This window comes from Cupriavidus sp. SK-4 (assembly GCF_000611125.1).
GTDB classification, from domain to species: Bacteria; Pseudomonadota; Gammaproteobacteria; order Burkholderiales; family Burkholderiaceae; genus Cupriavidus; species Cupriavidus necator.
This window is the reverse complement of sequence record NZ_JFJW01000154.1, coordinates 24065-38593: the sequence shown is the minus strand read 5'-3', so window position 1 is coordinate 38593 and position 14529 is coordinate 24065. Positions and strand designations below refer to the sequence as shown.

Sequence of the window (14529 nt, the reverse complement as noted above, 5' to 3'; positions counted from 1 at the left end):
GGTCCTCATGTTGCTTTGTATGGGCGATACCTCAGTGCGTGCCGGCGTGCGCCACGCGCGCGGGGCGGCTGCGAGGCGGCTCGGCCTCCATGGCGCACGCAGCGTCCGCCCGGTTGCCCAGCACGGCGGCTGCAATCTCCTGCGCGCGCACCGCCAGCACCGACAGCAGCGTGTCCGACAAGCCGTGCGTCGCTTCGCAGCAGCCCTGCAGGAATACGCCCGCCTGGCAGCCCGGCGCCATCTGCAGCCGGTAGTCGCGGTCGGCCTGGAAGCCCTTGGCGTCGTCCAGGTAGGACGCCAGCGGCGCCAACAGCGACTGGTGCAGCTCGCGCCGGTAGCCGGTGGCAAGGATGACTGCGTCATAGCGCTGCAACTGGTGCGCGCCGTCGTCACGCCGCGCGATGTCCAGCCGCACGCCGTCGGCATCGGCCTCGGCATGGCGGGCCTCGCTGCCGGCCAGCAGGCGGTGGCGTACCTTGCCGGTGACCTTCTGCTGGTACAGCACCTCGTAGATGGCTTCGATCAGGTCGGTATCGACCACTGCGTAGTTGGTGTTGCCGAACTCTCGCAACAGCTGCTCGCGCTCGGTCGTTGCCCGCGAGAACAGGTAGTCGATATAGCGCGGATTGAAGATCTCGTTGACAAAGGGGCTGTCGTCGGCCGGCTTGAGCGCCGGCGCACGGCTGACCAGGTCGACCGCAATGCCGCCTTCGCGGCCATGCAGGTCCTGGAAAATCTCGGCGGCACTCTGGCCCGAACCGATCACCGCCACGCGCCGCACGGGCGCGGCGCGCTCCAGCCGCTCCAGCGACTCCAGGTACGACGACGAATGGAACACCCGCGGATGGCCGCGCAGCGGCACGAAGGCGTCCGGAACGCTGGGCGCGCCGCCGACACTGACCACCACGTTGCGCGCGCGGCGCTCGGTCAGGGCCCCGTCCGCGGTGCGCGAGGTCACGCGCAGGCAGGCCAGCTCGCCATTGCCGCCGGCGGGCTCGGGCGCGACCGAGACCACTTCCTCGCCGTAGTGGCAGGCGTCGGCAAAATCGCCCGCCACCCAGGACAGGTAGTCGTTGAACTCGTAGCGGCTGGGATAGAAGGTGCGGGTGTTGATGAAGTCCAGCAGCCGCTCGCGCTCGTGCAGGTAGTTGACGAAGGTATAGCGGCTGGCCGGGTTGCGCATCGTGACCAGATCCTTCAGGAACGAGATCTGCATGCGGCTGTTGTCGAGCAGCATATTGCCGTGCCAGACGAAGCCCGGCTTCTTCTCGACAAAGCCGAAGCGGAACGGCGCGTGCTGCGGCAGCATTTCGCGCAGGGCCACTGCCAGCGCGAGGTTGGAGGGCCCGAAGCCGATGCCCAGCAGGTCGAGCACGGGCGCTGCACCGGCATCGGTGCCGTGGGCGGCGAAGGTGGAAGCGGAATAGAGCATGGTCTCTCCTTGCGCGGCTGGCTCAGGCCGCCAGCGCGGTCGGTTCTGCACTGGACAGCTGCGCCTGCCCGTCTTCCTGCGGCACCCACAGGCGCTCGCCGAAGAAGCGTTCGCGCAGCAGCATCACGAGCATGGCGCGCTTGTGCGGGAAGTCGAAGGCCTTGACCTTGGCAAAGCCGGAGCGGTCCAGGTTGCGGATCTGCTGCACATGGTCGATGCGCGGCTCGCCGACGATGCGCTGCGTGCGCGGGTCATCCAGAAACATGTAGTGCATCAGCGACGGCAGCCAGGCGCTGATATAAGCCTTGCCACGGATTTCGCCGTCGCCGATCAGCACATGCCAGCCGCGGTCGAAATCGTCGGCTTCGTAATACGGGCCGATGCGGTTCTCCTTGGCCCAGTACACCTCGAAGTAAGCAAACGGCTTGCCGTCCAGGCAACCGATCAGCGGGATGGTGTGCGGGTCGGCCAGCTGCGCCGACAGGTAGTCGCGATGCTTTGCCAGATCGCCCTCTTCCTCCCAGAACGCCGCCACGCGAGGATCGTTCATCCAGCCGTGGAAGCACGCCAGGTCGGCATCGAGGTCGGCCACCCGCATCGAGAACACCTGGCCGAGCCACGGGATATGGCGTGCATAGACCTGGCCCGATGGCTTGGGCGCGCGCAGCGGATGGCGCCGGCCCTGGGTCATCGCGTACTGCAGCGGATAGTCGCGGCCCGAGGTGCCGGTGTGCCACAGCGCCGGCAGCTGCCAGAGCTGCTCGACGCGCGTCACCAGCTCGCCGCCGGCGGTGCGCGTGGCGCTGCCTTCGCGCAGCATCGCAGAGGCCAGGGCTTCGGGTACGTCTAGCGCTATGGCCTGCGCCGCGGGCGCTCGCGCCAGCACCGCCTCGCAGGCGGCAAAGGTGGCAGCGCGCGCCAGCGGGTGGGCCGGGCCGGTATCGGCAAGCGCCAGCTGCGGCTGGGTGCCGGGCGTGAACTGCCAGGCTTGCAGCGGCGTGCCATCCAGGCTTAGCTGCAGCGCTGAGCCTTCCCAGCGGCTCTGCAGCGTGGGGATCGTCGCGGACAACCAGGGCTGGCTCGCGATCGCGTGGGTCATCAAAGGCGCGGCATTGCTTTGCATGTGAACTGACTCCCTGTCTGTGTTGGCGCGCGTCATGCGGCGGCCTGATGGTCGGTCTGGCCGGCCGCGGCGGGGGCGGCGGCGCTGTCGGTGGCGCTGTCGGCGCGGATCACGCCGCTGTCGGCGCGGATCACGCGGTCGGCCACGTGGAAATAGCGGTCGTCATGGCTGACCGCGACAATGGTCTTGCCGCTGCGCTTGAGCTCCGGCAGCAGCGATTCATAGAAGTAGGCGCGGAATACGGGATCCTGGTCGGCCGCCCATTCATCGAGCAGCAGCACCGGGCGCGCCTCGACATAGGCCGCCAGCAGCGCCAGCCGCTTGCGTTGCCCCTGCGACAGCTGCGTGGTCGACAGCAGGTCGTCGCGGATGGCGACCTTGTGGTCCATGTGCAGCCGCTTGAGGAAAGCGTTGGCCACCGCGGCGTCGAAGCGCCCGTCCGGGCCGACCAGCCGCGCGAACAGATGGGCGTTGGAGAACACCGTGGCGAAATGGCTTCGATACCAGGGCAGCTCGGCGGTACTCACCGGCCTGTCGCCGAGCGCTATGCTGCCGGCGCTCGGCTGGTACAGGCCCGCCAGCAGCTTCATCAGGGTGGACTTGCCGCTGCCGTTGCCGCCGACGATAAAGACGGTCTCGCCGGCGGACAGCGTCAGCGACACGGGGCCGAGGCGGAAGCCGCGCTCGTCGCCCTGGCCGGGATAGTCGTAGCGCACGTCCTGCAGCGTGATCAGCGGCGTGCCCGGCGCGGGCGGCGCAGCGGCGGTATTGGCCGAATGCAGCGCGAAGTCCTCCGTGTACGGCGCCAGCCGCAGCGTCTCGATCTTGCGCAGCGCGACGTTGCCGGTCATCAGGATCGGCAGGGTGCCGACCAGATCGTTCAGCGGCATGCGCAGGAACATCAGCACCAGCACGAAGGCGGTGATGCGCTCGCGCGCGATGCCCAGCGCATCGCCGGCGATAAAGATCGCGCACGCCAGTCCCAGGATCAGCGTCGCGGTGAACGACAGGCTCAGCACCCAGTATCGGTCGGCCCGCACCTCATGCGCGCGCGCAAACTCCGCGGCGGGCTCGAAGTCGCGCTGGTAGAAGCTCTGCTTGCGCCAGGCATTGAGCGCCAGTTCGTAGCGGCCGTCGATCGCGCCCTGGTAGCCGGCATAGAGCCGGTCGTCGGTGTCGCGCACCGCCTTCATCAGGTTGCGCATGCGCAGTACCCAGCGCTGCGCCAGCAGCACGCCCGCGCCCAGCACCGCGGCACCGAGCACGAACAGCTGCCACGACAGCCAGCCCAGGTACAGCAGACCGCCCAGCACCAGCACCCCGTTGTAGAACACGAACGGCACGCGGTTGAAGGCCATGCCGATCGAGGCGATGTCCTTGGTCAGCGTGGCATAGACGGTGGGGCCGCCGATCGCTTCCAGGCGCTCCACGTCGGTATCGAGCACGCGCTTGAGCATGCGCAGGCGCATGTCGTACACCACGCGATGGCCGAGCGCGGTCAGCAGCGCCTGCGAGCCGAAGCCGCAGCCGAACAGCACCGCCAGCAGGCCCAGCAGCACGCCGATGCGCCCCGCTTCGAGCGCCGCCGGCGCGGCGATCATGCCGTTGATCTCGGCAATCAGCGCGATGCCGGCGAGCGCGCTGCAGGTGCCCGCCGCCAGTGCCAGCAGCAGCAGGCCGCCGAAGCGGCGGCGCAATGAGAGGAACAGGTTCACAGGGCCTCCAGCAGGTCGTTCATGAAGGCCAGGTCGGCGTCGGCATCGCGCCGCCCGGCCTGGTCGATCGCCGCGGCCATGTCGCGCAGCACGGGCGCAGCGAACAGCGCCGGCAGCGCCAGTTCGCAGGCCATCTGCTCGCGGATGCGGGTCTGCAGCCGTACCAGCAGCAGCGAATGGCCGCCCAGCAGGAAGAAGTCGTCGTCGGCACCCGCCTGGGCCACGCCCAGCACCGCGCACCACAGTGCCGCCAGCTCGTGCTCGGTCGGCGTCGATGGCGCCGCCGCGGCGCGCGGCGCGGCCGGCTCCGGCAGCGCCTGGCGGTCGACCTTGCCGTTGGCGTTGAGCGGCAGCGCATCGAGCCGCGTCAGGCTGGACGGGACCATGTAGCCGGGCAACTGCTCGCGCAAGCGCGCGAGGATGGCGTCGTCCGCGCCGGCCGTGGCGGCCACGTAGTACGCGCACAGCCGCGCCATCCCGTCGGGACCCTGGCGAGCCACGCAGACGGCCTGGCGGACCTGCGGGCACGCGCTCAGGGCCGCCTCGACCTCGCCCGGTTCAACGCGGAAGCCGCGCACCTTGACCTGATGGTCGCGCCGGCCGAGGAACTCGACGATGCCGTCGGCACGCTTGCGCGCCAGGTCGCCGGTGCGGTACAGCCGGTCGCCCGCCATGGCGCCCGGCGTGCCGGGCGCGAACAGGTTGGGCACGAAGGCCGCGGCGGTGCGCGCCGGGTCAGCGGCATAACCGCGCGCCAGGCCGGCGCCGCCGATGTAGAGTTCGCCGGCCACGCCCGGGGCCACCGGCTCCAGCCGCGCGTCCAGCACGTAGAGCTGGTTGTTGGCAATCGGCCGGCCTACCGGCGCGACCGCCCACGCGGGAGCGCCCTCGCCCGCCAGCGCATGCGCCGCGGACCAGACCGTGGTCTCGGTGGGGCCATAGACATTGCAGACCTGCGCGCCTTTGGCCATCAGCGCCGCAGCCAGCTCACGCCCCAGCGCCTCGCCGCCGCACAGAACACGCAGCCCCTGCCATGCCGGCGAGACTTGCTTCACCAGCATCTGCCAGGTTGCGGGCGTGGCCTGCATCACGGTGATGCCGTGCGCGGACATCAGCGCCGCCAGCCGCGCCGGGTCGCGTGCGTCGTCGCGCGTGGCGATCACCACGCGGGCGCCGCTGGCCAGCGGCAGGAACAGTTCCAAGCCCGCGATATCGAAGCCGAGCGTGGTCACCGCCAGCAGCCGGTCACTGCCGCCCATCGGTACCACCGGCGTCATCGCCCGCAGGAAGTTGGCAAACGCGCCGCGCGAGATCTGCACGCCCTTGGGCGTGCCGGTCGAGCCGGAGGTGTAGAGCGTGTAGGCGAGTTGCGCCGGATGGAATGGCGCCGCCGGCGGCGTATCGGGGGCCGAGCTCCACGGCGGCGCGTCACCATCGACCAGCACCACCGCGCCGCTGTCGCCAAGCGCGGCGCGTGTAGCGGCGCTCGCCAGGATCAGGCGCGCACGGGCATGGCCGAGGATGTGGGCATTGCGCGCGGGCGGATGGTGGGCGTCGACCGGCAGGTAGGCGGCGCCCGCCTTCAGGATGCCGAGCAGCACCGCCACCAGCGCGGGCGTGCGCGGCAGGCACACGCCGACCAGCGCCTCGGCGCCGACATCCTGCGCGGCCAGCCAGTTCGCGATGCGGTTGGCGGTCGCTTCCAGCCCGGCATAGGTCAGGCTCGATTCGCCGTCCGTCACCGCAATGGCATCGGGCGTGGCCGCGGCGGCGCGCGCGATCCGTGCGACCACGTCGTCGGCCGGGTCGAGTGCGAGGCCGGTGTCGTTGCCGTCGGCCAGCGTCCGGGCCTGCTCGCCTTCATCCATCAGCGGCAGTGCTTCGAGCGGCGTCTCCGGCGCGGCCAGCATCGCGCCGAGCAGGTGTTCATAGTGCCGCGCCATCCGCTGGGCCGTGGCCGCGGTGAATAGCGTGGCGTCGTATTCCAGCGTGGCGGACACGCGCGTGGCGCTGGCGTGCAGGTCGAGCGTGACGTCGAACTTGGCGCTGTCGTCGGGCACCGGCAGTGCGCTCGCCTGCAGGCCGGGCAGCGTGAAGGCGGCCGGTTCGCCCATCTGCAGGTTGAACATCGCCTGGAACACCGGCGTGCGGCTGGGATCGCGCGACGGCGCCAGCCTGTCGACCAGCAGTTCGAACGGCAGGTCGGCGTGGTCCAGCGCGGCGCGGGCGTCGTCGCGGACCTGCTGGCACAGCGCATGGCCGCTCAGGCCCGGCGTCAGCCGGGCGCGATAGACCTGGGTGTTGATAAAGCAGCCGACCAGCTCGTCCAGCTCTTCATGCGTGCGGGCTGCGTTGGGCACGCCCACGGCAAAGTCGGACTGGCCGCTGTAGCGCGCCAGCAGCGCCTGCCATGCGGCCAGCAGCACGGCGAACGGCGTGAGCCGGCCACCCCGACCCGTGCCACCAGCGCAGTAGCTGCGCAGCGCTGCCACCACGTCGTCCGACAGCGTCCAGCGGACGCGCCCGCCCTTGCCTGCCGGCCGCGCCGGGCGCGGGGCATCGAGCGGCAGTTCCAGCGCGGGAATGCCAGTGCCCAGGCGGTCCGCGCAGCGTGCCAGCGCGGCATCGAGCGCAGTGCCATCGAGACGCTCGCGCTGCCAGGCCGCGTAGTCGGCGTACTGCACCGGCAGCGGCGTCCAGCCCGGCTCGCCGCCACTGACGGCCGCGCCATAGGCCCGCGCGAGGTCGCGCGCCAGGATCGGGTTGGACCAACCGTCCGAGACGATGTGGTGCATGGCCAGCACCAGCACGTGGGCGCCATCCTCCAGCCGGGCGACGGTGACGTGGAAAGGCGCGGCGGCGTGCAGGTCGAATACGCGCGCCGACTCGCGGCGCAGCAGCGCATCGAGCTCGCCTGCGGGCAAGTCGATCCATTGCACGGCCGGCGGCGCGTTGTCGACGATCTGCCGGGGCTCGCCGTCACCGGTCGAGAAACAGGTACGCAGTACCGCATGGCGCGCTGTTACCTGCGCCAGCGCCTGCTCCAGCGCCGGGGCCGACAGCGGGCCCTGCAGGCGCCAGGCGCGCACCAGGTTGTATGCGGTGCTGTCCGGCGCGTAGCGCTGCAGGAACCACAGGCGCTGCTGCGCGAACGAGAGCGGCGCCGGGCCTTGCGTGGCGCGCGCGCGGATCGTCAGGTCGGGCATAGGCTGCGTCATTGGGTCTCCTCGGGAGCCGCGGGGCAGCCGATGCTGGCCTGGCTGCCGCCACGCGCAAGGCCCTGCCGCGCGAACGGCCAGGCAAGGAACGCCCCGCAGCCGCGGCCATGCTGCTGACTGGCAAGGGGGCGCCCTGGTGCGAGATTGTCTTTACAAAGCGAATTGCGAATATACCTGATAATCATTCTCATTTTCAACCAAGAAAAGGCGTTGACTGCATATCCGCAACGCCGTACGGGGCTGCCTCTTGTTTCCGTTACCGATCCTGCTTGCACTGTTTCCCGAGCCGCTGCGTCACTACGCCGAGGCCGTACGCATCGGCCCCACAACGGGCGATGACGTCATGCCCGCCACGCCGGCGGGCCGCGTCCCACTACGGCAGGCACTTCATGCCATGGCCGCCCACTACGGCGGCGACGATGCGCGCGTGGCCGGCTCGGTCTGGGCGCGGCATTGCTTCTCCGCACTGCTGCCCGGCACGGTGGCCGCCGCGGCGCTGGCGCACCACGTGCTGCCCTTGCGCGACGCGGCCATCCGGCCCGATGGGCACGGCCGCGCCGTGACGTTGCTGCTGCCACACGCCGGCCAGACGTCTGCCGGCGCGCCGCCGCAGCAGCGCTACGGCGCCCTGCTGGACGAGCTGCTGGCGCCGCTGGTCGAAGCGCTGGCAGCGGCCAGCGGCGCCTCGCCGCGCCTGCTGTGGGCCAATGCCGGCGCCGTCGTCGCCGAGGTATTCCGCCATGCGCCCGCCCTGCTGCAGCCGGGCATGCCGGCCACGGAAGCCACGCTGGCGGCCGACGCGGCCTGGCTGATGGACACCCGCACCCGCCCCGACGGCCGCGACAACCCGCTGCATGCGCCGATGCGCGCGCACCGCGTGACGCACGACGGCACCACCACCACGCTGTGGCTGCGCCGGCTGTGCTGCCTGCGCTATCGCTTGCCGGCCTTCACGCTGTGCGGCGACTGCCCGCGCCGCCTGCTGCGGTAAAGCCGTCGGCACCTAGGCCGCCAGCGCTCTGGTGCTGCCGCGCTCAACGCGCACCGGCACTTCGCCCAGCGTGGCGCTGGCCAGCGCCGGCAGAGCCAGCAGGATCGCCAGGCACTGCCGGGTCAGGTCCTCCGCCGCGGCGTCGTCGAGCGCTGCCGCGTCATACTCCACGCGCAGCGTCAGCGTTTCACGCGGGATCACGATGGCGGTCACCGGGTAGCTCATCTGCCCGCGGTTATCGACATCGCTGAAGCGCAGCGCGCCGCGCCGGGTTTCCCGCAGCGTGCTGTCGACCGGGTAGTTCTCGTAGATCAGCATGGTGTCGAACGGCGCGTGCGCAGCATCGTCGCTACCGGCCGCCCAGCTCTGCAGCCACGCCGGCGGCGCATGCTCGGTCTCGCGCAGCGCCAGGTTGTCGGCCTGCAGCGCCGGCAGCCAGTCGGCCACGCGCAGCGTGTCGGGCAAGTCCTGAACCAGCGGCAAGGTACTGGCGAGCAGACCCATGATGTCTTCGATGCCGGGCAGCTCCGCCGAACGGCCCGAGCCCACCACGGCCATCCCCACCGTGCGCGCACCGGTGGCCTGGCGCAGCGCCAGCATCCATGCTGCCTGCACCAGCGTGTTGACGGTGACGTGCTGGCGGCTGGCGAAGGCGGCCAGTGTGCGCAGCGCATCGGCCTGCACCACGTGCTCCACCGCGCGGATCTGCTGCCCGCGCTGTGCCGGCGCGACCTCGCACGTGATGCGCACCGGTTGGCGTGCCAGCGGCGCAAGCCGCTCGCGCCAGCGCTGTTCGGAGTCGGCGCCCGACTGCGCCTGCTGCCACGCCACGTAGCGGCGCAGCGACACCGCGCGCTCGGCCGGCTGCTCGCCGTCGTAGCCGCGCAGCACTTCGCCCAGCAGGCGCGACATGCTCCAGCCGTCCAGCAGCAGGTGATGCCAGGTCCAGAGGAAGCGCAAGCTGTGGTCGCCGATGCGCACCAGCGTCAGCCGCATCAGCGGCGCCTGGCCCAGCTCGAAGCCCTCGCGGAACTCGTCCTCGCACAGCGCCTGCCATTGGGCATCGTCGGCAGCCGCGGCCGGGCGATGGCTGCGCTCGCGCCAGTCGTGGTGCCTGACCGGCAGCGTGGCCTGCGTGGGCACCACGAGCAGCGGCTCGGCCTCCATGCCCGCGCCCGCTTGCAGCCACGCCACCCGGGCCCGCAGCACCGGATGCCGCCGCACCGCGTCCTGCCATGCCGCGACCATGCGCTCCACGTCGAGCCCGTCCATGGTGGCCTGCACCTGCACGGTGTAGGCCGGCGAGCCGGGATGCCGCGCGCCGTGCCGGATCATGCCGCGCTGCATCGGCGTGGGCCGCCAGATGTCCTCGATCTCGTCGGCGCGCAGCGCGAGTGCATCCAGTTGCTGCTGCGACAGCGCGCTGGCCGGCACATCGGAGGGCGTCAGCCGCGTCACGGACTGCGCCACGCAATGCCCGACCACCTCGCGCAGCGACTGCGCGATGCGCGCCATCAGCGCTTCGATGGTGGCCTCGCGGAACTGCGCGCCGCTGTAGGTGCAGCGGAACTGCAGGCGGCCGCCCTGGACCCGGCCGTCGAACGCCAGCGGCGCCGGCAAGGGGATGTCGTCAGAGACACCGCGACCGGTATCCTCCGCGGCGGCCTGCCAGCCGCCTTCGCCAAGGCTGCCGTCGAACTGGCCGAGGTAGTTGAACAGCACCTGCGGCGCGCATGGCGGCAGCGCCGCAGGCGCGAATTCGCCGAGCACGCCGTATCCGAGCCCTTGGCGTGGCACCGCGCGCAGCGCTTCCTTGACGCCGGCGATGGTGTCGCCGACGTCCGCAACGCTCGCCAGCCGGACCGGCCAGACGCTGGTGAACCAGCCCACCGTGCGGCTGAGATCGAGCGCGCTGCCGGCCGCCTCGGCTTCGCGGCCGTGGCCTTCCACGTGGATGCGGATGTCGTCGCGGCCCGCAAAGGCGCACAGCGCGCGCGCGAATCCCGCCAGCAGCAGGTCGTTGACGCCGGCGCGGTAGGCGGCATGGGCTCGCCGCAGCAAGGCGTCGGTCGTGGCCGCGTCCAGCGCAAAGCTTGCGGTGCGCGCGCGGGCCAGTGCGCCGTCCGGGGCATCGCTCGCCAGCGTCATCTCGTCGCGGGTAATGCCACGCCAGTACTCGGCCTCATCACGGAATACGTCGCGCGCCGGGCCCGCCAGCGTGCGGCTCCATGCGGCATAGCTGGCGCCCACCGGCGCCAGCGCCGGTGCCTGTCCCGCCAGCCGTGCGGCATAGGCGGCTTGCAGGTCTTCCAGCACGATGCGCCATGACACGCCGTCCACCACCAGGTGATGGCAGACCAGGAACAGCCGCTCGCTGCAATCAGCGACGCGCAGGTGCAGCGCGCGCAGCAGCGGGCCGCGGGCGATGTCCAGCCGGTCCTGCTCCGCATCGCAGGCAGCGGTGATTGCCGTGGCGTCCGGCACGTCGATGGTCGTCAGTGCGACCGCGTCCCCTGCCTCGGCGACGGCCTGCTGACGCCAGCCTTCGTCGGTGCGGGTGAAGCGGTAGCGCAACGCGGCATGGTGGCCGGCGACGTCCTGCAGCGCGGCCTGCAATGCCGGTGCGTCGATGGCCGACTGCGGGCGCAGCAGCACCGACTGGTTGAAGCGGTTGCGGCTGGCCTCGGCCAGCGACTGCCCAAGGACGGCAGCCTGCACCGGCGTCAGCGGCGCCGCGCCAGCGTCATCATTGGCCGCATCCTGCGCCGTGCCACCCACGCGCTCCGCCACCCGCGCCAGCGCGGCCACCGTCTGGTGCTCGAAGACCTGGCGCGGCGTCAGCCGCCAGCCCTGCAAACGGACGCGCGCGACGATCTGCAGACTCAGGATGGAATCGCCGCCAAGCGAGAAGAAGTTGTCATGCAGGCCCACCTGCCCGATTCCGAGCACGTCTTCCCACACGGCCGCCAGCATCCGCTCGGCCGCCGACACCGGCGCGGTGTAGGCGGTCTCGGCCTGCCACTGCGGTTCCGGCAGCGCGCGCCGGTCGAGCTTGCCGTTGGGCGTGACCGGCAGGCTGTCGAGCTGCAGGATGGCAGCCGGCACCATGTAGTCAGGCAACGCGGCCGCGAGCGCTGCGCGCAGGGCCTCGCACGATAGCGCCGCCTGCTGCGCCACGACGTAGCCGACCAGCCGCGTTCCGGCGGGCGTCTCATGCGGCAGCACCACCGCTTGCCGAACGCCGGGCTGGGCCAGGAGATGCGCCTCGATCTCGCCAAGTTCGATGCGGAAGCCGCGGATCTTCACCTGGTGGTCCTGCCGGCCGAGGTATTCGATGCAGCCGTCGGGCTGCCAGCGCACCAGGTCGCCGGTGCGGTAGAGCCGCCCGCCGGGCGCGCCAAACGGATCGGGAATAAAGCGGTCCGCCGTCATGCCGGCGCGGCCCAGGTAGCCGCGCGCCAGCCCTTCGCCGCCGAGATAGAGTTCGCCCGGCACGCCCACCGGCACCGGTTCCAGCCGGCTGTCCAGCACGTAGGCGCTGCGCGCCCCCACCGGCCGGCCGATCGGCGCATAGGCGCCGGTGACCTGGGCTTCCGCGTCGGTGGCCCTTGCCTTCCACACCAGCGGCGTCACCACCGTTTCGGTCGGGCCATAGCCGTTGATGATGTGCTGCGGCCGCAGCGCCTGCGTCAGGCGGGCCACGCCCGCGCGGGGCATGGCTTCGCCGCCGAAGGAATAGAGCCACAGCGGCGGCGGATCGCCCTGCGATTCGGCCCAGGCGGCGAGCTGGTGCAGGTAGCGCGGCGGAAAGCCCGCGTGCGTGACCGCATGGCGTCGCAGCGCGGCGTAGGTCTGCTCCACGCTCCACAGCGTGTCGTCGCGCAGCACGATGCTGGCGCCGCTGGCCAGCGGCACCATCCAGCGCTCGTGCGCGCCGTCGAAGCTGAACGACAGGAAATGCAGCTCGCGGCTGGCGGCCGTGATGTCGTAGCACTCGGCGGTGGTGACCACGTGCATTGCCAGCGGGCCGTGCGCCACCGCGACGCCCTTGGGCTTGCCGGTCGAGCCGGAGGTGTAGATCACATAGGCAAGCTGCGCCGGGTGGACAGCAATTTCTGGATCGTGTTCGGGCCAGGATGCGTCGGCGTCGTCATCGACCAGCAGCACTGGCATGCCTTCGGCTACCGGGAAGGCCTCGCGCAGCGCGCGCTCGGTGAGCAACAGCTGCGGCGCGGCGTCTTCCTGCATGTCGAGCAGGCGCCGGGCCGGATAAGTGGGATCGAACGGCACGAAGCAGGCGCCAGACTTCAGCACCGCCAGCAGCGCCACGATCATGCGCGGCGAACGCCCCAGCGCCACGCCGACGCGGCTCTTGGCGCCAATGCCCTGCGCGATCAGCCGGTGCGCGAGCCGGTTGGCCTGGCGATTCAACTCGTCGTAGCTGAGCGTGGCATCGCCGAACAGCACCGCCGAGGCCTCGGGCGCGCGGCGGGCGTGGCCCGCCACCTGCGCATGCACCGGCACGAACGGCGGTGCCGCGCAGCCGGGCTTGCTCCAGCGCGCCAGCGCATCGCGTTCGGCATCGCCCAGCAGCACCGCTGCGGCGGGCGTCGTGGCGGGATCGGTGGCGAACGCCTGCAGCAGGCGCCCATAGTGCCCCGCCATGCGCGCCACGGTGGCGGCATCGAACAGGTCAGCGGCATAGGCGATCCGGCCGCAAAGGCTGCCATCGGGCAGCTCGGTGGTGGCCAGGCTGAGTTCGAAACGCGCGGTCGTCACCGGCAGGTCCAGCGGCGTGACACGCAGCCCGTTCAACTGCGGCACCGCCGCCGCGCCCGCGGTGCGATGGTCGAAGGTGACGTTGAACAGCGCCGGCTGGGCCAGGCTGCGGCCGGGCTGCAGCGCCTCCACCAGCAGGTCGAACGGCAGCGCCTGGTGCTCCTGGTCCGCCGCCGCCTGCCGCGCCAGCCGCGCCAGCAGTTGGGCAAACGGCTCGTCAGGCGTCACCTCGGCGCGCATCACCTGCATGTTGACGAAGCAGCCAACCAGCGCCTCGGTTTCGCTGCGCTGCCGGTTGGCCACCGGCACGCCGATGCAGACATCGGCCTGTCCGGTGTAGCGGTTCAGCAAGACCGCATACGCGGCCAGCAGCGCCATGTTGAGCGTGGCCTGACGTGCGCCGGCGAGCGTGCGCAGCGCCCCGGCCACGTCGGCCGGAATGACGAAGGTGTGCTCGGCGCCCTCGCCGGTACGCGCCGCGCGGCGCGGCCGGTCGGCTGGCAGGTCGAGCGCGGCGCCGGGCGCATCGCTCAGGCGGTCGCGCCAGTAGCCGAGCTGGCACCCGGCCTCGCCTGCCTCCATCCAGTTTCGCTGCCAGGCGGCATAGTCGGCGTACTGCACCGTCAGTTGCGGCAGTTCGGGCTGCATGTCGGCGGCTTCAGCCGCGTAGCACGCGGCCAGCTCTGCGACCAGGCGCACGATCGAGGCGCCGTCGGCGACGATGTGGTGCAGCACTACCACCAGCACGTGGCACTGGGCGCTCTCACGGATCAGCGCGACGCGCCACAGCGGTCCTGCCGCGAGGTCAAACGGGGCGTGGACGATGCCGTCGATGGCGGCGTCCGCTCCAGCGGGAACCACATCCATTTCGACGAAGGCCGGCGGCAGGCTGTCGTGCACCTGCTGGCTTGCCACGCCGGCAGCGTCGGTTGGATAGGTGGTGCGCAGCACCTCATGGCGCGCGCCGATGCGATCGAACGCTCGGCGCAGGGCTCCGACGTCGAGCGCCCCTTCTAGCCGGTATGCGCCTGGCATGTGATAGGCGGTGCCGGCCGGCTCGAGCTGCTGCAGGAACCAGAGGCGTTGCTGCGCGTACGACAGCGGCAGCGCTTCACTACGCGGCGCCGGCACGATCGGCAGCGTGGAGAAGGCCACGCCTTTGTCGTGCAGCGCGGCCAGGAACGCCGCGCGCTGCGCTGGCGCCAGCCGGGCAAAGCGCGCGGCGACCTGCGCGTGCGCGGTATTCAGTGCATCTGACATGGGAGCGGGAT

General features: G+C 71.3%; 6 protein-coding genes. 1 reads left to right on the top strand and 5 read right to left on the bottom strand.

Features of this window, described 5'->3' with window-relative positions:
* Positions 1 to 31 precede the first annotated feature (31 nt).
* Genes CF68_RS30585 through CF68_RS30570 form a run of 4 tightly spaced genes read right to left on the bottom strand, consistent with a single transcriptional unit; the run spans position 32 to position 7488 of the window.
* Positions 32 to 1432 (bottom strand): lysine N(6)-hydroxylase/L-ornithine N(5)-oxygenase family protein, encoded by a 1401-nt coding sequence (locus CF68_RS30585; protein ID WP_051591768.1) that lies wholly within the window; start codon positions 1430 to 1432, stop codon positions 32 to 34.
* A 22-nt stretch (positions 1433 to 1454) separates the two neighbouring features.
* Complete coding sequence (locus tag CF68_RS30580) at positions 1455 to 2555, bottom strand: GNAT family N-acetyltransferase (protein WP_035826368.1); 1101 nt, start codon at positions 2553 to 2555, stop codon at positions 1455 to 1457.
* Between the two features lie 32 nt (positions 2556 to 2587).
* Positions 2588 to 4270, bottom strand: a complete 1683-nt coding sequence (locus CF68_RS30575; protein WP_035826367.1) for a cyclic peptide export ABC transporter — start codon at positions 4268 to 4270, stop codon at positions 2588 to 2590.
* Positions 4267 to 7488 carry a non-ribosomal peptide synthetase gene (locus tag CF68_RS30570; protein ID WP_051591767.1) on the bottom strand — a complete coding sequence of 1074 codons (3222 nt, stop codon included), beginning with the start codon at positions 7486 to 7488 and terminating at the stop codon, positions 4267 to 4269. Before CF68_RS30570 ends, CF68_RS30575 begins: the two co-directional genes overlap by 4 nt.
* Positions 7489 to 7735: 247 nt before the next feature.
* On the opposite strand from CF68_RS30570, the gene fhuF reads away from it, so the two are divergent.
* Positions 7736 to 8479: a siderophore-iron reductase FhuF gene (gene fhuF, locus CF68_RS35640; RefSeq protein ID WP_084187552.1), complete on the top strand. Its 744-nt coding sequence runs from the start codon at positions 7736 to 7738 to the stop codon at positions 8477 to 8479.
* Positions 8480 to 8491: 12 nt separating this feature from the next.
* Here fhuF and CF68_RS30560 read toward each other — a convergent pair whose 3' ends face one another.
* Positions 8492 to 14518, bottom strand: a complete 6027-nt coding sequence (locus tag CF68_RS30560) for a non-ribosomal peptide synthetase (RefSeq protein ID WP_051591765.1) — start codon at positions 14516 to 14518, stop codon at positions 8492 to 8494.
* Positions 14519 to 14529: the final 11 nt, after the last annotated feature.